The sequence below is a fragment of the Nocardia sp. NPDC057455 genome, from assembly GCF_042802775.1.
GTDB lineage: Bacteria > Actinomycetota > Actinomycetes > Mycobacteriales > Mycobacteriaceae > Nocardia.
This window is the reverse complement of record NZ_JBHVDM010000072.1, coordinates 1-17,780: the sequence shown is the minus strand read 5'-3', so window position 1 is coordinate 17,780 and position 17,780 is coordinate 1. Positions and strand designations below refer to the sequence as shown.

General features: G+C 67.6%; 16 protein-coding genes. 15 read left to right on the top strand and 1 reads right to left on the bottom strand.

Annotated elements, in window-relative coordinates; translation table 11 throughout:
• The first annotated feature begins 25 nt into the window (after window positions 1-25).
• From ACFU5M_RS24920 to ACFU5M_RS24890, 7 genes are all read left to right on the top strand, one after another.
• Complete coding sequence (locus tag ACFU5M_RS24920) at window positions 26-2,122, top strand: PASTA domain-containing protein (protein ID WP_379053049.1); 2,097 nt, start codon at window positions 26-28, stop codon at window positions 2,120-2,122.
• Window positions 2,123-2,129: 7 nt separating this feature from the next.
• On the top strand, window positions 2,130-2,849 hold the full coding sequence (locus ACFU5M_RS24915) for a DUF4157 domain-containing protein (RefSeq protein WP_379053048.1): 720 nt from the start codon (window positions 2,130-2,132) through the stop codon (window positions 2,847-2,849).
• A gap of 131 nt (window positions 2,850-2,980) precedes the next feature.
• Window positions 2,981-6,430: a hypothetical protein gene (locus ACFU5M_RS24910; protein ID WP_379053047.1), complete on the top strand. Its 3,450-nt coding sequence runs from the start codon at window positions 2,981-2,983 to the stop codon at window positions 6,428-6,430.
• A 114-nt stretch (window positions 6,431-6,544) separates the two neighbouring features.
• On the top strand, window positions 6,545-8,083 hold the full coding sequence (locus ACFU5M_RS24905) for a phage tail sheath family protein (protein WP_379053046.1): 1,539 nt from the start codon (window positions 6,545-6,547) through the stop codon (window positions 8,081-8,083).
• Between the two features lie 29 nt (window positions 8,084-8,112).
• The gene (locus ACFU5M_RS24900; RefSeq protein WP_379053044.1) at window positions 8,113-8,556 is read left to right on the top strand and encodes a phage tail protein; all 444 of its coding nucleotides are present in this window, start codon (window positions 8,113-8,115) and stop codon (window positions 8,554-8,556) included.
• An 8-nt stretch (window positions 8,557-8,564) separates the two neighbouring features.
• Complete coding sequence (locus ACFU5M_RS24895) at window positions 8,565-8,990, top strand: hypothetical protein (protein WP_379053042.1); 426 nt, start codon at window positions 8,565-8,567, stop codon at window positions 8,988-8,990.
• Window positions 8,987-9,142 carry a DUF6760 family protein gene (locus ACFU5M_RS24890; RefSeq protein WP_379053040.1) on the top strand — a complete coding sequence of 52 codons (156 nt, stop codon included), beginning with the start codon at window positions 8,987-8,989 and terminating at the stop codon, window positions 9,140-9,142. Before ACFU5M_RS24895 ends, ACFU5M_RS24890 begins: the two co-directional genes overlap by 4 nt.
• Window positions 9,143-9,979: 837 nt before the next feature.
• Here the strand turns inward: ACFU5M_RS24890 and ACFU5M_RS24885 are convergent.
• Window positions 9,980-10,777 (bottom strand): hypothetical protein, encoded by a 798-nt coding sequence (locus ACFU5M_RS24885; RefSeq protein ID WP_379053039.1) that lies wholly within the window; start codon window positions 10,775-10,777, stop codon window positions 9,980-9,982.
• 585 nt (window positions 10,778-11,362) lie between these two features.
• Between ACFU5M_RS24885 and ACFU5M_RS24880 the strand changes: the two genes are divergently transcribed.
• From ACFU5M_RS24880 to ACFU5M_RS24845, 8 genes are all read left to right on the top strand, one after another.
• Window positions 11,363-11,752, top strand: coding sequence for a hypothetical protein (locus ACFU5M_RS24880; protein WP_379053038.1), 390 nt, complete (start codon window positions 11,363-11,365; stop codon window positions 11,750-11,752).
• A gap of 21 nt (window positions 11,753-11,773) precedes the next feature.
• The gene (locus ACFU5M_RS24875) at window positions 11,774-12,211 is read left to right on the top strand and encodes a phage tail protein (RefSeq protein ID WP_379053037.1); all 438 of its coding nucleotides are present in this window, start codon (window positions 11,774-11,776) and stop codon (window positions 12,209-12,211) included.
• A gap of 1 nt (window position 12,212) precedes the next feature.
• A complete protein-coding gene (locus ACFU5M_RS24870; RefSeq protein ID WP_379053035.1) occupies window positions 12,213-12,962 on the top strand; it encodes a LysM peptidoglycan-binding domain-containing protein in 750 nt (249 codons plus the stop codon).
• 6 nt (window positions 12,963-12,968) lie between these two features.
• Window positions 12,969-14,795, top strand: a complete 1,827-nt coding sequence (locus tag ACFU5M_RS24865) for a VgrG-related protein (RefSeq protein ID WP_379053033.1) — start codon at window positions 12,969-12,971, stop codon at window positions 14,793-14,795.
• A 21-nt stretch (window positions 14,796-14,816) separates the two neighbouring features.
• Entirely contained in the window at window positions 14,817-15,098 is a 282-nt protein-coding gene (locus ACFU5M_RS24860) for a PAAR domain-containing protein (protein ID WP_379053031.1), read from the top strand.
• A gap of 4 nt (window positions 15,099-15,102) precedes the next feature.
• A complete protein-coding gene (locus ACFU5M_RS24855; protein ID WP_379053029.1) occupies window positions 15,103-15,525 on the top strand; it encodes a GPW/gp25 family protein in 423 nt (140 codons plus the stop codon).
• Complete coding sequence (locus ACFU5M_RS24850; protein ID WP_379053027.1) at window positions 15,522-17,498, top strand: putative baseplate assembly protein; 1,977 nt, start codon at window positions 15,522-15,524, stop codon at window positions 17,496-17,498. Before ACFU5M_RS24855 ends, ACFU5M_RS24850 begins: the two co-directional genes overlap by 4 nt.
• On the top strand, window positions 17,495-17,780 hold a 286-nt coding region (locus ACFU5M_RS24845), incomplete at its 3' end, for a phage tail protein (RefSeq protein ID WP_379053025.1). The genes ACFU5M_RS24850 and ACFU5M_RS24845, both read left to right, overlap by 4 nt.

Sequence of the window (17,780 nt, the reverse complement as noted above, 5' to 3'; positions counted from 1 at the left end):
CTCATCCGACAAGAGGAGGTGAGCCGTGCGCGATTGCTCGAACTGCGGGACGCCGAATTCGACCGACGCCGAGTTCTGCGTCAACCCGCAGTGCCGCACCTACCTGGGGTGGGCGACGAGCACGGCCGCGGAGGTGCGCGAGCAGCCGAGCGGGGTGCGTGCCGACGCCACCGCGGCGGCGGGCGTCGCCCCGGCCACGCCCCGGCACTCCGTCGTCCCAGCCGCACCGGGAAGCCGGCAGCGCTATGGCGTTCACCTGGCCATCGAACAGAGTCAGCTGGCCGTCGATCCCGGCTCCACGGTGGTCACCACGCTCACCGTGCACAACACCGGCACCCGCGTGGAGGAATTCGAACTGGGTGTGTCCGGTCCCATGCGGCCGTTCGCGCACCTGGAGCCCGCTGTGCTGAGTGTCTTCCCGGACGACAAGGTCACCGCGGTGCTGCGGTTCACGCCGCCCCGCGATCCCAGGCTGCGGGCGGGGCGGGCGCCCTTCCTGGCCGGTGTCCGGTCCCGGGTGAACACGCAGGTGTCCGACAGCGTTTCGGGCACGTTGGCGGTCGGCTCGTTCACCGAAGTGCAGGCGCAGCTGCGGCCGGAGACCAGCCGCGGCCGCAAACCGGGCAAGCATATGGTCGCGACCACGAACGCGGGCAACGTCCCCCTGGCCGCGCAGATCGTGCTCACCGATCGCACCGGAGCGCTGACATTCGAGCCGCCACAGGCGGTCGCCAGGCTCGCGCCCGGTGCCGACGCGGAGACCGCGGTACTGATCGGAGGAGCACGCAAGTGGTTCGGGCGCACCGAATCCCATCCGTTCACCGCGCAGGTCACCCGCGCGGACGGTGGCACGCCGATCGTGCTGAACGGCGTTCGCAACCAGGTGCCGATCCTGCCCTGGTGGGTTCCGGTCGCGGCGGCGGTGGTGGTGGCTCTGGCGCTCGCGGTGGTGGCGCTGCTGCCGGGGGACAAGGTGCCGAGCGTCGCGGGCAAGAGCCGGGCGGACGCCGAACACGCCCTGCGGGAGGCCGGGTACCGCCCTGTGTACATCCCGAAGGTCGATACCGGAATTCCGTTCGGGCAGGCCATCGCTACGGAGCCGCGCGCCAACGAGGAACTGGACGATGGTTCACCGGTCAACTTGTATGTGTCGATCGGGCCGTGCGAGGGCGAATGCCTGATCGAAGTGCCCAATGTCTTGGGACTGGCTTTGGCCGATGCGCAGAAGGCGCTCGGGGCCGCCGAATTCACCGTCCGGCAATTCGATCAGCAGAGTCCCGAGATCGCCAAAGGGACGGTCATCACCAGCACGCCGGCGGCCGGGGAGCAGAAAGCCCGGGGTAGCGAGGTGGTTCTCGCCGTCTCGTCGGGCCCGGCGCCTACCTCCACATCGGCGGGCCCGACTTCGGGTGCAGGCCCAGGCGACGACAAGAACGGGACAGGCAACGGCAAGGAGCAGATTCCGGTGCCCGATGTCACCGGTCTGTCCGAAGCGGAGGCGGTCGCGAAGATCGAGGACAAAGGCTTGACCGTCACCACGGTCGCCAGGGCGGACGACGCCGTGGCCAAAGGGAGGGTGACCGCCACAAACCCGGCGGCGGAAACACCGGCAGCGAAAGGATCCGCGGTGACCGTGTACGTGTCGAGTGGCCCGAAGCCGGTAGAGGTGCCCGCCCTGGCCGGAAAAGCGAAGGCGAAGGCGCTCTCCGAGCTGGAGGCCCTCGGGCTGAAACCCAAGCTCGGCGGAAAATCGAGCACCACGGTGGCCGCGGGCGCCGTGCTGTCCACCACCCCCGCCGCCGGCGCGCAGATCAGGTCGGGTTCGGAGGTCACCGTGGTGGTGTCCCAGGGCCCACCCTGCAAATCCGGCTTCGTTTTCCGGTCGGCCACTCCCGACGACCCGGTCTGCGTCCTACAGGCGACCGCGGACCGCACGAAGACCGAGAACGATCAGGCGAAGTCCAGAGTGAGTTCCACCGACCACACCTATGGTCCCGACACCTGCGTGCAGGGCTATGTCTGGCGGGAAGCGACGCAGAACGACCACGTCTGCGTTCCGCCGCAATCTCGCACAGCCGCGGCGTCCGACAACGCCGCGGACAAAGATCGACACGTCAAGTGAGGCACCCATGCGAGAACACGAGCACGAGAACGTCGATAGTGCGCTGCGGCCCAAGTCCGGCCGGGTGGCCGAACCGGAGTCCGCGTTGCAGATGCGGGCGGCGCTGTCCGGGCGACTGGAGGCTGTGTCGCCGACCGGCTGGGTGGGCTTACAGCGCGCGGCCGGAAACGCGGGAACGGCGACGCTGTTCGAGGAACAGTCGCCGGTCCACCAGGTTGTCGGGTCGGGCGGCGGGCAGCAGCTGGAGCCCGAGGTGCGCACCGATATGGAATCACGGTTCGGCCAGGACTTCGGTGACGTCCGGGTGCACACCGACGGTGCCGCTCACGAATCGGCGAAATCGGTGAACGCCCACGCCTACACCGTCGGCTCGAACATCGTGTTCCAGCGGGACGCCTATGATCCGTCCTCCTCGGCCGGGCGGCACACCCTCGCCCACGAGCTGACCCATGTGGTGCAGCAACGCAACGGACCGGTCGACGGCACCGACACCGGTGGCGGGCTGAAGATCAGCGATCCGTCCGACCGCTTCGAACGCGAAGCCGTCGCCAATGCCGACCGGGTGTTGTCCGTGCCCGCGTCGCCGCAGGTCACGGGTCCGGCCGAGGTGCAACGCTACGCGGATGATCACGCCGTCCAACGTGCCGAGGAACCCGAAGAGGACGAGACGACAGCGCAGACGTACGTGCAGCGCACCGAAAGTGAGGAAGAGGAGCAGTCCGCCTAGGTCGCCCCACCGTCCTCGCTGGAGCCGAGATGCCCGAACCTGCACTTAGGCCTAAAACTGCTGAACCACATCGTGGTTCGGTAAAAACGCCACCGACTGCGAGTGGGGCGGGCGTGCTGCGGCGACTCCAGGTGTCCGCGGGCAACGCTGCGGTCGCCTCGTTCGTCGCGCAACGGTTGAGCGCGGGGGTCGCGGGCGGCGCAGCGTGTCTTCCGCCTGTCGCACCGACGCCGATGACGCCCGGCCAGGACCCGAAATTCGCGGCCGCGGAGAAGAATCTCGCGGTCGGATCGGCAGCGGCCAAGGCGCATCCGGCTCCTTCGAAGGAGGTGAAGGCCGCGCAGGACGCCGCAGTCGCGCCCGCCGACGACAAGCAAGCGCAGGCCGCGGTAGCTCACACCGCCAAGATGGAAGCCGCCGAACCCATCGCTTTCGACAAGGCCGCGTTCATCGCCGCGGTAGCGACGGCCGTCGCGGCCAAGGCGCCGAAGAATCTCGAGGAGGCCGACAAGTTCGCGACCTCGGGTAAGGCCGACCAGGTGAAAAACGAGGTACTGGGCAAGGTCGGCGCGGGCAAGGCGGCTTCGGTCAAGAATGTCGAAGAAACGGCAAGGGCGACACCGGACCCATCCGTTGCGAAGGAGAAGCCGGTCACGCCCATGGCGCCGGTCGTCGAGCCGCGGCCCATCGCAGCGCCGGATCCGGCCGCCGCCGCACCGAAACCCGCTGCGGCCGGGCAGGTACGGCTCGGCGTCGGCAGTTGCGAGACGAATGCGAAGATGGCCGAAGCCGGGGTCACCGACGATCAACTCGCCGATTCGAACGAACCCGAGTTCACCGGTGCGCTCGTCGCCAAGAGGGAGATGCAGGCGCACGAGGCCGTCGGCCCGGCCGCGTTGCGGGAGAAGGAAGCGCAGACGCTGGCCGCCGCGACCGGGCATGCCGAGGCCGCTTCCGTCAGTGGCCTGGCCGGGATGACCGCCGCCAGAAGCGCGGCGCTGCGCGGCGTGGGCGCGGGCGCGGGCGCGGGCAAGGACGCCACCAAGGCCAAGGACGAGGCCGAGCGCAAACGCATCACCGGCGAGATCGCGAAGATCTTCGAAGCCACCAAGACCGACGTGGAGAAGATCCTCGGCGGCCTGGACGCACTGGTGTCGAGGAAGTTCGAGGACGGCGAGCGGCAGGCCAAGGAAGCATTCACCGCCGACCACAAGGAGCGGATGTGGCAGTACAAGCTACGCCGCTACGGCGGCCCGCTCGGTCCGGGGCTCTGGCTGAAAGACCTGCTGCTCGATCTGCCCGATGAGGCGAACAAGCTGTTTCTGCAGTCGAAGCAGCTGTACGAGACCAAGATGGCTGCGGTCATCTCCGATATCGCCGATACGGTGGGCGCCGAATTGGGGCGAGCCAAGGATCGCGTGGCGCAGGGCCGGGCGCAGGTGCGGAAGTTCGTCGCCGAACAGCCCGCGAATCTGCAGAAGCTTGCCGGGCAAGCCGCGAACGACATCGGCGCCCAGTTCGACGAGCTGGAGAAATCGATCGCTGAGAAGCAGGGTGCTTTGGTCGAGGACCTAGCCGCCAAATACACCGAGGCGCGCAATGCCGTCGACGAAGAGATCAAGAAACTTCAGGAAGACAACAAGGGCCTGGCGGGCAGAGCCGTCGATGCCGTCGGTGGCGCGATCGACACCATCGGCAAGCTGAAGGACATGCTGCTCGGGGTTCTCGCGCGGGCAGCGAACGCGGTCGAGAAGATCATCCGCGACCCGATCGGATTCCTGCGGAAGTTCGTCGATGCGGTCAAGGCAGGGATCACGAATTTCATGTCGAACATCTTGTCGCACTTGAAGAAAGGTCTGCAGGGCTGGTTGTTCGGCGCCTTGGCCGAGGCCGGCATCGACCTTCCGGAGAAGTTCGATCTTCGCGGTGTCATCACCTTGCTGCTGTCGCTGCTCGGACTGACGTGGACCTCGATCCGCGCGCGCATCGTCAAGGCGGTCGGTGAACCAGCGATGAAGGTGATCGAGACCGGGGTCGACTTCGTGAAGACTCTCGTCGCCGAGGGCGTGCCGGGGCTGTGGAAGTGGATCGCCGAGAAGATCACCGACCTAAAAGAGCAGGTGATGGGGCGGATTCGCGAATTCGTCATCACCAAGATCATCACCGCGGGTATCACCTGGCTGATCTCCCTGCTCAATCCGGCGGCCGCGTTCATCAAGGCCTGCAAGATGATCTACGACGCCGTCATGTGGTTCGTGGACAACGCCGAGCGCCTGAAGGATTTCGTCGACTCGGTCCTCGACTCCGTCGAATCGATCGCCGGAGGCGGGGTCGGCAAAGTCGCCGCACTGATCGAGTCCACCCTGTCCAAGACCGTCCCCATGCTCATCAGCGGCCTCGCCGGCCTACTCGGCCTCGGCGGTATCGGCGACAAGGTGAAGAACGTGTTGGTCGCGGTCCAGAAACCGGTCGGTGGCGTGGTGGACAAGCTCGTCGGCGTCGCCGTGAAGTACGGCAAGAGATTCTTGGCGAAGATGAAGGGCACGAAGGCGGGCAAGTTCGCTACCGGCCTGAAGGAGAGGGGCCAGGCCGCATACGCCAAGGGCAAGGCCTACGTGAAGGCGAAATACGAGGCGGGGAAGACCACTTTGACGCGCTTGATCACGGGCGGTTTCTCGGTCGACGGGACCGCGCACACCGTGAAGGCGACATCTGTCGGGCCTGGAGCGAAATTCAAGCTGACCATCGCGAGCCGGGAAAAGTCCGTCGCTGCGCACCAACGAGACGCCGCGGACATGGCACAGCGGAAAGGCAAGCGCGAACTGGCAAAAGAGGCCATGGATGTCATCGCTAAGGCGGCTACCGCCGAGGCGGCTATCAACGGTACCGGTCCGGACGAGGCGACGAAGCGTGCCGCCGTGATGGAATTCGCACAGATCGTTCAACGCGTCTGGGCTCGCATCGGGTACAAAGGTGAGCCGCCTCGGGAGAGATTCGCCGATTCCGGTTCAGCCGGTGTGCTCGGCGAATTCGGCCGTCATGCCGATCAAGGAACCCGGGGTGACCGAGGCGCCGATACCCGGTCGGAAAGGGACCGCCTGCGCAGCGAGCACATCGTCCCGCGCGCATGGCTACTGGCGTTCGTGGATGGTTTTCTGCGGGCTGTGAAGAGCCGGTCAGCGCAGGACCGCGGCCTCTACCGCCGAATGACCACGATCATGATCTACAAGGGCGCGGCCGATTACAAAACCGCCGAGCGAAAAGCCGCGGACAACGTCGTGGTGAGCAAACTCAAGTCCTTGGTGAGTGTTCACCCGGACGCCAGAAACCCGCAAGCGGTCGCCGCGTCGGTGCGCCGAAATTTCGACGGTCCGATCGCCAATCGCATCGCCTTCACCAAAGAGGCGCGGGATCACGAACATCACGTCAATCAGCGCCAAGGTACCCCGCAGCCGTTGGATTCGGCGATCGAAGGCGCGGCGTTGCGGCAATTGCTCGACGTCATCGAGTTCCTCGCCAAGTCGGTCGCGACTTCTAAGCCGGCGGCAGGCGACTCTGCAGAGAGCTCGCGCGCGGATTGAGTTGCCCGATCGCGCAATCTCTTCTTCCCGAACACACATCCGTTAGGCCGTACAACGCGCCCCTGCTTCATAAGACGCTGTAGGAGAACAGTTCACCTCGAGCGAGGAGGCGTTATGCCCACCTATCTGTCACCCGGCGTGTATGTCGAGGAGGTGGAGGCCGGGTCGCGACCGATCGAGGGCGTGGGGACGGCGGTGGCGGCCTTCGTCGGGTTCGCCGCGGAGGGGCCGTTCAACGAGCCGACACTGGTCACGAACTGGAGCCAGTTCACGCAACAGTTCGGTGACTTCATCGACGGCAGCTATCTCGCGCACGCCGTGTACGGGTACTTCTCCAACGGCGGCGGCGCCTGTTATGTGATCCGGGTCGGATTGGACGGCAACGGCAACGGCAAGAAGCGCGGGGAGCCGCCTGCGGCCGTGCGGCAGGCGGAGCTGGGCGGTTACCGGGTTTCCGCGCTGGATTCCGGTGAGAGCAAAGCCGAGCTGACCGTCGAGATCAAGCCGGTGGAGGGCGACGCGGTGCCCGACGACCAGTTCTCCGTCGTGGTCAGACGCGGTCCGAAGGTGGAGGAGTCGATCGGGCCGGTCACGACCAAGCGCGGCAAGGACAACGTGGTGACGGTCGTGCGGGCGCAATCCAAGCTCATCACGATCGAGGAGACCGGCGGCGCGGTGGCCCGGCCGGACTTCGGGACGGTCACGCTCTCCGAGCCGTCATCGGCGAAGCCGACCCCGGAGCGAGTCTGCGCCGAGGACTACGTGGGCGATGTCGACGAGCGGACCGGGTTCTCCGGTCTGGCGGCGATCGACGAGGTGACGATGGTGGCGGTGCCCGACCTGATGAGCGCCTACGAGCGCGGGGTGATCGACCTCGAGTCGGTGCAGGCGGTGCAGCAGGAAATGATCACCCACTGTGAACTCATGGGCGACCGCGTGGCGATCCTGGATCCGCCGCCCGGCCTGGGCCCGCAGCAGGTCAGGGAGTGGCGCGTCGAAAAGGCAGGGTACGACTCGAAATACGCGGCGTTGTACTACCCGTGGATCAAAGTGTTCGATCCGGCCGCGGGCGCGGCGCGCTTCGTCCCGCCGAGCGGTCACGTGGCCGGCATCTGGGCGCGCAACGACGAGTCGCGCGGCGTGCACAAAGCGCCGGCCAACGAGGTGGTGCGCGGGGCGTTGACGCTCGGGGTGCAGTTGACCAAGCCCGAACACGATCTGCTGAACCCCATCGGCGTCAACTGCATCCGCTCTTTCCCCGGGCGCGGCATCCGGGTGTGGGGCGCGCGCACGCTGTCCTCGGATCCGTCGTGGCGCTACCTGAACGTGCGGCGGCTGTTCAACTATCTGGAGGAGTCCATCCTCGACGGCACGCAGTGGGTGGTGTTCGAGCCCAACGACGACGCGCTGTGGGCCCGTATCCGGCGCACGATCAGCGCCTTCCTGGTGAACGAGTGGCGCAAGGGCGCGCTGTTCGGCCTGACGCCCGACGAGGCGTTCTACGTCAAATGCGACCGCGAGACGAATCCGGCCGAATCGATCGACGTTGGGCAGGTGATCTGCGAAGTCGGTGTCGCCCCGGTCAAGCCCGCGGAGTTCGTCGTGTTCCGGCTCGCCCAGTTCTCCGGCGGCACCAGCCTCGTCAACGAATGACGCACCAGCAGCACAGGAAGTAGGACATCATGGCGCTCCCCGATCTCGACACATCGGTCGGCCACTCGTTCGGACTGGAAATCGACGGTGTGGTCATCAAACAGATTTCGGAGGTCTCCGGGCTGAAGCTCGAACAGGACGTGATCGAACTCAAGCAGAACACCGCCGACGGAAAGTACGTCGTGAAGAAGCTGCCCGGCCGGTACAAGGCGGGGGAGGTCACGCTGACCCGCGGTCTCACCGGCGACAACAGCTTCGAGAAGTGGGTGAAGGACAGCCGGTTCGGCAAGATGGGCGCCGCGCGCAAGGGCGGAGCGATCATCGTCTACGACTACGAAGGTCAGGCGCTCAAGCGGTACAAGCTGACCAACGCATGGCCCAAGTCGCTGGAAATCGGATCGCTGAAGGCCGGCGACACGAGTGTGCTCACCGAGAAGCTGGTCGTCACCTACGAGAACATCGAGGTCGAATAGTGCGCCGCGTGCACAGCGCCGCGGCTGCGGACGCGCCCGTCGCGGATCCGGCCCCCGTGCAGGGGATGCGAACGGAGTTCCCGTTCGTGCTGCCGCGCGGCTACCTCGATCCCTCGGGCGCTGTGCACCGCACCGGGGCGATGCGCTTGGCCACCGCGCGCGACGAGTTGGTGCCGCTGCGCGACGATCGGGTACGCGAGAATCCGGCGTACCTGTCGGTGGTGCTGATCGCGCGGGTGATCACCCGGCTGGGCCCGCTCACCGACATCCACGCGGGAATCGTCGAGGACCTGTTCGCGTCGGACCTCGCGTTTCTGCAGGACCTGTACCAGCGCATCAATGCCGAGGGGCACAGTCGTGCGGCGGTCAGCTGCCCGTCCTGTGCGCACGAGTTCACCATCGACCTCGCGGGCAGCTGCGTGGGGGAATCTTGACGTACGGGGTCGATCCCCTGCTCGAGGAGATCTCGTACGTCGCCTACCACTTCCATTGGCCACTAGCCGAAATCCTCGATCTGGAACATCCGGATCGGCGGCGGTTCGCCGATGAGATCGAGCGCATCAACACCCGAGTCCGAGGGAGGTGATTACGAATGGGGCTGTGGAACCTGCTGTTTCCCGGGCCTCGGCGCGCCGCCGACAATCCGGCGACGACCGGTGAAGCCCGCGCGTCGGAGTGGCGGAACGCACCGCCGTTGCAGCGCGTCATCACCGAAACTCCGCTGGTCACCGCCCCGGCTCGATTCGAGTCGGCGCTGGTCTCTCGTCGCGATTTCACCTTCCGTGCACCGATCGCGCACGCAGTCGGCGGGGAGGCGCCCTCAGGCGTGATCACCGGGCTGGTGAGCAATCCCGTGGTGGCGCAGCGAAACGAGGACGGCAGCACCGATTCGCCGGGTGCGCGAAAAGAGCCGCCCGTGGTGGCGATCGAATCGCGGCACCCGCATGATCGGATCACGGCGCTCGGAAGTTCGGGCTCGATGGTGTCGGCGGCCGACCCGGTCGATGTGCCGTTGCGCCATCCGCCTGTCGTGTCGGATGAGACACATCTGTCCACCGCATTCGACGTGAAATCATCTGTGGTGCAACGCCGTTTGCTCGACAACTCGACTCCGAGCGTGCCCGCTCCGGACGAGGCTTTCGCAGCGCCGGGCCGGGTGGACATCGAGAGCACCGAATCACTCGGCTCGCGTCTATTCGCCGATGCCCCGCCTGAGTCGCTCACCGACCACCGGGAATCGAAACGGCAGATCGCGGAAGAATCGACTCGACCCCGGCGATACGGTCTCGGCGCGCCACTTTCGGACAATCTCGCCGGAAGCGTGCCCGGCATAGCTGATTTCGTGCAGCGTCTTCCGGAGCGTCCGAGCGCCGCTTCCACCGAGCGCACGGCCGATGTGCAGCGTACTGCCGACCTCCCGGACTCAACCGAAACGCACCATACGCTCCCTCCTGCGGATGCACTCGACGCGCCGCATGTCGAGTCCAGCGTGATCGTCGGCCTGCGGGGCGCGATGAATATCCCGCGCGAGACCGAGCCGGTGCGTGCTCTCGATACGCGCCATATCGATGTGCAGAGGACAACGGGGATGGGGGACGGGCCCGGCAATACGATTCCGAAGGCGGCGGATGCCGCGCCCGATGCAGCGCGCGCCCGTCGCGCCGAGGCACCCGAAAACTTTGTCGTCCAGCGCCGAAGCATCGCGGATCAACATGGTGTACCGGAGCCGAGCGCCGAGCCACGTTCCGTCGACTCCGTCGGCCCGAGTCCGTACCTCGGCAGTGCCGAATACCCGACGGTACCGCTCTTCACCGAAGGTCTGTCTACGAGCAGCGTCGAGACGAACGGCAGATACTCCGCGTCGCGGGATGTGAGTGTTGCCGAAAAAAACGGTGGCGCAGCTGGATTCATGCCCGTATTCGGCTCGATCACTGGGGCGACGCCGCAGTCCGATGCGGCACCGGCAGTCCCCGTGGTGCAACGGCAGAACCAACCGGCGGCCGTCGCGGATGACATGGCGGGCGGTGATGCGCACGACGGCGTGCTCGGCGAGCGCGGGCCCGGCTTCGGCATAGGCGGCGCGGAAGACGGATCTGGGTTGCCCGCCGCGCCGGGCGCTGCGAACCGGGAAAGCGCTTTGGTTCAGGACACGATCAGCGCGCGCGATGCGTTCGGCGCGACGATTCCTTACCGGGAACCGTCTGCGGCGCTCACCGCCCACGCTTCGGAGCACATACGGCCGGTCATGCCGCCCGGCTCGGCCACGTCGCGGCCGCGGAGTCCGGTGCAACGGACGACCGGTCTCATGCCGCTGGCGTCGCTGCTCGGGCGCGTACCGAAGCGGCCGATCCCTGGTTCGGCGCCGCCACCGGGTAACGCCGCCTCGGAATCGTCGTCGAACGACTACATCGGAACCAGACCCGCACCCTGGACCGGCTGGTCGGTACCCGCACACGCTTCGGCGACCGGGGCCGTGCAGAGGATGGCGGATGAGTTGTCCGCAGTGCACCATGCCTCGGGAACGGCCGGAGACCGGGCGCAGGCTGCCGGAAACCCGACATCGGCTCTGACGAGTTTGCAGCGCGCCGATTTATCCACCCCGGGACAATTCGGCACGCTTGTGCTGCAGCAAAGGTCCGCGCTCGGGTCGCCGCTGCCCGACTCAGTGCATCGCATCGGTGCGCCCGGTGCGGCGCGGTTGCCCGGTAGCACCGATCCGCGAGTGCTCCAAAGGGAGAGCTACCCCTTCTCTGCATCCGACCTTCCGTCGGAGCGGGTCTCGAAGCTGGACGTGCGATCGTCACCCGTGGCCGGCACGCTCCGCCGCGCCGGGCTCTCGTCGGTGCACCGCACCGTGGTCCCCGCACCCCGCAACGACGAGCAGGTCGATCTTCAGCGCACTCCAGTGAACGACGTGCCGGAAAGTTCCGTCGAACCGTCCGCCGGCTCGGACCGAACGCCCGCGAATCCGGCGGACGAGCCTCCCACGACGAGCCCGCCCGCGTCCGGCCTGACCACGATGCAGTCCGCGCTTCCGGCCTCGGCCGGGTCAGCCGCGACTGCCACCGCGGGCATGTCGCCGACCGATATCGACGGTCTGGTCGATCGCCTGTACGAGCCGATCGTTCGCAAACTCAAAGCCGAACTGCGCCTGGCCCGGGAACGCGCGGGCACGGCCCTGGACCTCACCCTCTGATCACGACCCGAGGAGCCGACCATGCCCACCGATCTCGACCCCGCCGTCAGTGTCTGTTTCGTCGTGACCATCGACAACATGAGCCTGGGCGCGTTCAACAGCTGCGAGGGCCTCGGCTGCGAGGTGGTCATGGAGCAGCGCGAGGAGGGCGGCAACAACGGGTATGTGTGGCAGTTGCCCACGCGGATCAAGTTCAGCAACATCAAGTTGAGCCGTCCGGTCACGTCCGACACGGCCAAGGTCGCCGCCTGGTTCGGCAGTGTCGCGACCGGAGTGCGCGGAAAGACCGGCCAGATCAAGGCGATGACGGCCGACGGAACGGTGGTAGCGCAGTGGGGCCTGCTCGGCGTCATGCCCGTGCGCTGGACCGGCCCGTCGCTGAACGCCGAATCACCCAAGGTCGCCGTGGAAACCATCGAGATCACCCATCACGGCTTCGTCGAGCCGGGGAAGGCTTGAGATGCCCGCGCCGATCGCCTTCAGCGCCACCAGCCCAGGCGGCACGCAATCCGGTAGCGGCCGGCCGAAGCTCCAGCACGCTTTCCTGGAGGTGCGCGACCCGCCGGTGCAGAAGGGTTCGCTGCAACCGGGGCCGCGCCGGGGCCAGATCGACTTCCAGTTCAACCCCAAGGAACTGTCGATCACCAAATCAGCCAAGTGGAACCGCGACGCACAGAAGGGAAGCAAGAAGAGCGGGGTGCCCGAGTTCAAGGGGGCCGACCCGGCCAAGCTGACGCTCGAGATGTTCCTCGACGCTGGCGCGGAGCACGACACCACAGTGGTGGACACCGTGGAACAACTGTTCGCCTGTTGCGTGCCGACCGACGAAAGCCACGACAAGAAACAGGGCAGTCCGCCCTGGGTGATCTTTCACTGGGGCGGGCTGACCGGCTTCACCGCGTACGTGAGCTCGGTCGCGGTCAAGTACACGCTGTTCACCCCCGGCGGGCTGCCCATCCGCGGCATCGCGACCGTCACGATCGAGGAGATCGCGGGTGATCAGGCCAAACAGAATCCGACCTCGGGAAGCCTGACCGCGCGCAAGGTGCACACCGTGGTCGCGGGCGACACCCTGGCCTCGATCGCCTGGCGCGAGTACGGTGACCCGGCCCGGTGGCGCGTCGTCGCCGTCGCGAACGCGATCGACGACCCGATGCGACTGCGTCCCGGCGCCGAACTGCTCATCCCCGCCGCGGAAGAACTGGGGTGATGCGCGATGCCCGCCCAGGATTTCACCAATCAACTGCTCGTGCGGGTAGCGGGCGCGCCGTTGCCCGGGGACGTGGTCGCCTTGCTCACCTACGCGATGGTGGACGACAACCGCAGCGCGCCCGATCTATTCGTCCTGCGCTTCCGCGATCCGAACAATGTGGTGCTGGAGAAGGCGAATATCGAGATCGGAACGCAGGTCGTGCTCAGTGTCGCCTCCAACGAGGCGAACACGCCGGTGCCGTTGTTGTCGGCGGAAGTCACCGCCATCGAGAAGGAATTCGACGGTACCGGCACGTTCACCACGGTGCGCGGGCTGGACAAGTCGCACCGGCTGCAACGCGGCCGCCGCGTGGCGAGCTTCGAGCACATGTCGGCCTCGGACGTGGCCCGCCGGGTGGCCCGGGCGGCGGGGATCGAGGTCGGCCGGATCGATGCGGGCGGCAGTATCCAGGAGCAGATAGCTCAAGGCAATGTGAGCGATTGGGAGTTGCTGCGCCAGCTCGCCGCGGACCTCGGCGCGGAGGTGGCGGTGACCGACGGAAAGCTCGACTTCGGCAAGCCGACCGCCGCGGCCGCCGCGCCGGCGACCGATGCGAAGGCCACCGAGGAGCCGCTGGTCCTGGAACTGGGGCGCAATGTATTGCGGCTGCGTGCGATCGTCACCTCCGCCGATCAAGTACCCGCGGTACAGGTCCGCGGTTGGGACGTCAGACGGAAGAAGCCCGTGGTCGCCGAAGCGCCCGCGCGGACGACGGCGGCCGCCAACGGCGTCCGGCCGGACGATCTGGCCCGCCTGTTCGATGCGCCGAATCTGGTCGCCGCGCGCGTTCCGCACGGCACCCAGGGCGAAGTGGACGACGCCTGCAAGGCGCTCGCCGAACAGGTCGCGGGCGGCTTCGCCGAACTGGAAGCGCTCTTGCGTGGCAACCCCAAGGTGCGGGCAGGCACCGCGGTGGCGCTGGCCAATGTGGGAAAGCCGTTCGAGGGCAAGTATTCCGTGACGGCCTCCCGACACACCTTCGACCCGGTCACCGGTTACACCACCAGCGTGATCGTCAGCGGCACTCGCGATCGCACCCTCGCCGGACTGACCGCGAGTTCGGCGCCGGGCGCTCGGCAGGCGCTGGGCGGGGTGGTGATCGGCCAGGTGAGCGACAACAAAGATCCCGAGAACATGGCCAGGGTCCGCGTCACTTTCCCGTGGCTGGCCGACAGCTTCGTCAGCGCATGGGCCCGTACGGTGCAGCAGGGCGCGGGTGGAAAGCGCGGCATGCTGTTCCTGCCGGAGGTCGGTGACGAGGTACTGGTCGCGTTCGAGCACGGCGACTTCCGCCGGCCGTACGTTGTGGGCGGTCTCTATAACGGTGTCGACGCGCCACCCGGGGGTGAGGGCGAACTCATCGATCGCGTCAGCGGGGCGGTGAACCGCCGCTCGATCGTGTCCAGGACCGGCCACCGCCTGGAATTCCGGGAAGCGGCGGCGGGCGCGCAGGGCGTGCACCTCGCCACGGGGGACGACAAGCTGACCGTCGACTTGGACCGGAAGGCCACCACCATCTCGGTGCACAGCGACGGCACCGTGAGTATCCGCGCCCGCAACGGGGTGACGATCGACGCGGGCACCGGAACGCTGCGGCTCACGGGCAACGACATCGCCTTGGCCGCCCAGACGGGCATCACGATCGAGGGCGGCGCCGGTGCGGTCGAGGTGTCCGGTGCCGCGGCGGTCAAGGTCCAGGGTTCGACGGTATCGGTGAACGGCAGTGTGAGCGCGGAACTGACGGCGGGCACGACGGCGACAGTGCGGGCAGGGCTGGTCCGGATCAATTGAACGGGAGAGGAAGTGGTGCAGATGCCACCAGCAGCACGGGTCGGTGATGCGACCGCGCACCCGGGTCTGATCGCGCCGCCCGGCGTACCGACGGTCCTGATCGGCGGCATGCCCGCAGCCACCGTCGGCACTCCGCACGTGTGCTCGTCCCCGCCCCCGGCGGTGCATCCGCCTTCGGCTCTCGCCGGGCCCGGGTGCCCGACGGTGCTGATCGGCGGCATGCCCGCCGCCCGGGTCGGCGATCTGTCCGCCTGCGGCGCCCCGATCGCGCTCGGCTGCCCGACCGTGCTGATCGGCGGTTAGCGCGATGGCCGAGCAGTTCGTCGGCGCCGGATGGGCGTTCTTCCCGATGCGGACCGACCACACCGGTGCTATTGCCCTGGTGACCGCCGACCAGGAGATCAAGGAGAGCATCCGGCTGATCCTCGGCACGTCACCGGGGGAACGGCCGATGCGACCGGATTTCGGTTGCGCCATCCACGAATTCGCGTTCGCACCGGCGGACGCCGCGACCGCGGGACAGATCGTCTACGAGGTGCGGACCGCACTCGAGCGCTGGGAGCCGCGCATCGATCTGGACGCCGTGCAGGTGCGCTTCGACGAGGTCGACAGCGGGACGCTCTACATCGACGTGCGCTACAGCATCCGCGGCCGCAACGATCCGCGCAATCTGGTGTTCCCGTTCTACGTCATTCCGCCGCACGCGCAGGACAGCGGAGGTGTGTCGTGACCCTGCCCGCTCCCAACCTCGATGATCGTTCCTTCCAGGGACTCGTCGACGACGCGAAACGATATGTGCAGCAACATTGCCCGGAGTGGAGCGACCACAACGTCTCCGATCCCGGCATCACCCTGCTGGAGACCTACGCGATGTTGGTCGACCAGTTGCTGTACCGGCTCAACCGGGTGCCGGATCGGCTCTACCTGAAGTTCCTCGAACTGCTCGGTATCGGGCTGTTCGCGCCGAGCGCGGCGACCGTGCCGGTGACGTTCTGGCTCTCCGCGCCGCGAGCGGAAGTCGTGCCGATACCCGCGGGCACGCAGACGGCGACCGACCGCGCGCAGACCGAGCACGCCGAGCATTGGCGCAGCGAGACGATCGAGCCCATCGTGTTCGCGACCGTCGCCGAACTGCCCATCGTGCCCTGCTCGCTGTCCGCGATGGCCACCGCCGCGGTCGACGGTCCGGTGCACGACTGCACCGACCAGCTCACCACTGGGGTGCAATTCGCCTGCTTCTCGCCGACTCCGAAGCCGGGTGACACGTTGCTGGTCGGATTGTCCGATCCGGTTCCGTCGTGCGCGGTCGTGCTGCGATTCGACTGCCGGGTGGAAGGTGTCGGCGTCGATCCGCTGCAACCTCCGCTGGTGTGGGAGGCGTGGGACGGACACGGCTGGGTGGATTGCGAGCTCGAACGTGACGACACCGGCGGGCTCAACCGTCCGGGTGACGTGGTGCTGCACGTACCGCCCACCCACCGGGCCTCGCCGATCCAGCGGCGCAACGCGGGCTGGCTGCGCTGCCGTGTGGTGCCTACGGTGCCGGGGCAGCCGCCCTACACCGCCTCACCGCGGGTTTTCGACGCGTCGGCCTTCACGATCGGCGGCACCGTGGACGCCCGGTACGCCGAGGTGGTCCGCGACGAGGTGATCGGGATGTCCGAAGGGGTTCCGGCGCAACGGTTTCCGGTCGCTCGACCGCCGGTTGTAGCGGAACCGGGGGAACGGATCGCCGTCCAGGTCGCGGCAGGCAGCGGTTGGCAGCTCTGGGAATGTGTCGAGCACTTCGGCGCGAGCGGACCGGACGATCACCATTTCACCTTGGACGCGGCCACCGGCACCGTCTGCTTCGGGCCCGGCGTCCGGCAGCCGGACGGCTCGGTCACCCAGTACGGCGCCGTCCCGCCGAAAGGCGCGCCGATCCGTGTGCCGGTGTACCACACCGGCGGCGGGCGCCGCGGCAATGTGGCGCGCGGCGCCGTTCGGTTGCTGCGCAGTTCGCTGCCCTTCGTCACGCGCATCGAGAACCGTAAACCGGGATCCGGTGGGGTCGACGGGGAAACGGTAGACAACGCCAAGCTGCGCGCCCCGATGTTGCTGCGTACCCGAGACCGCGCGGTCACCGCCCGGGATTACGAATTGCTCGCGTGCGCCGCTTCACCGCGCGTCGCCCGCGCACGCTGCCTGGCGGGAACCGGCCCGGACGCGGCGGTGGTCCGGGTCCTGCTGGTGCCTGACGTGGATAGTGACGAGCGGGCGACCGTGCCGTTCGAACGGCTGCAACCGACGGACGAATTGTTGCGCACCGTTGTGCAATACCTGGACGAACGCCGCATGATCGGCACGCGTTTGATCGTGGAGCCGCCACGCTACCGCGGCGTCACGGTGGTCGCCGCCGTGCGAGCGCGGGTCACCAGCGACCCGTCCCGGGTGCGGGACCATGCGATCCACGCGCTCAATCGCTACCTGCATCCGATCACCGACGGCCCAGACGGCAACGGGTGGCCGTTCGGCCGGCCGGTGCAGGCGGGGGAGTTGTTCGCCGTGTTGCAGGCGGTCGAAGGTGTCGAGCAGATCGACGCTCTGCGGCTGTATCCCGCCGATCCGATCAACGGCACCCGGGGCGAAGCCACCGAGCGAATCACGCTGCCGCCCAATGGTTTGGTCTTCTCCTTCGAGCACCAGATCAAGGTGACGACATGAGCAGGGGCACGGTGGCCGGGCTGCCGTCGGCGCACCCGATCGGTGAGTTCCTGCCCGGCGTCTACCTCGACGATCCGCTCGTCCAGCGCTGGACCGCCGGGATGGACGAACTGCTCGCACCGGTGTTCCTGACCCTCGACGCGCTGGACGCGTATGTCGACGCCGCCCTCGCGCCCGCCGATTTCCTGCACTGGCTCGCGGGCTGGGTCGACGCGGATACCGACGAGCGGTGGTCGCTGCCGCGCCGGCGCGCGGTCGTCGCGGCCGCGGTCGCCTTGCACG

Coding starts and splice junctions, on each gene's coding strand:
- ACFU5M_RS24900 (WP_379053044.1), top strand. CDS start 8,113: ATGGCGCTCCCCGATCTCGACACATCGGTCGGCCACTCGTTCGGACTG.
- ACFU5M_RS24905 (WP_379053046.1), top strand. CDS start 6,545: ATGCCCACCTATCTGTCACCCGGCGTGTATGTCGAGGAGGTGGAGGCC.
- ACFU5M_RS24915 (WP_379053048.1), top strand. CDS start 2,130: ATGCGAGAACACGAGCACGAGAACGTCGATAGTGCGCTGCGGCCCAAG.
- ACFU5M_RS24875 (WP_379053037.1), top strand. CDS start 11,774: ATGCCCACCGATCTCGACCCCGCCGTCAGTGTCTGTTTCGTCGTGACC.
- ACFU5M_RS24870 (WP_379053035.1), top strand. CDS start 12,213: ATGCCCGCGCCGATCGCCTTCAGCGCCACCAGCCCAGGCGGCACGCAA.
- ACFU5M_RS24855 (WP_379053029.1), top strand. CDS start 15,103: ATGGCCGAGCAGTTCGTCGGCGCCGGATGGGCGTTCTTCCCGATGCGG.
- ACFU5M_RS24865 (WP_379053033.1), top strand. CDS start 12,969: ATGCCCGCCCAGGATTTCACCAATCAACTGCTCGTGCGGGTAGCGGGC.
- ACFU5M_RS24860 (WP_379053031.1), top strand. CDS start 14,817: ATGCCACCAGCAGCACGGGTCGGTGATGCGACCGCGCACCCGGGTCTG.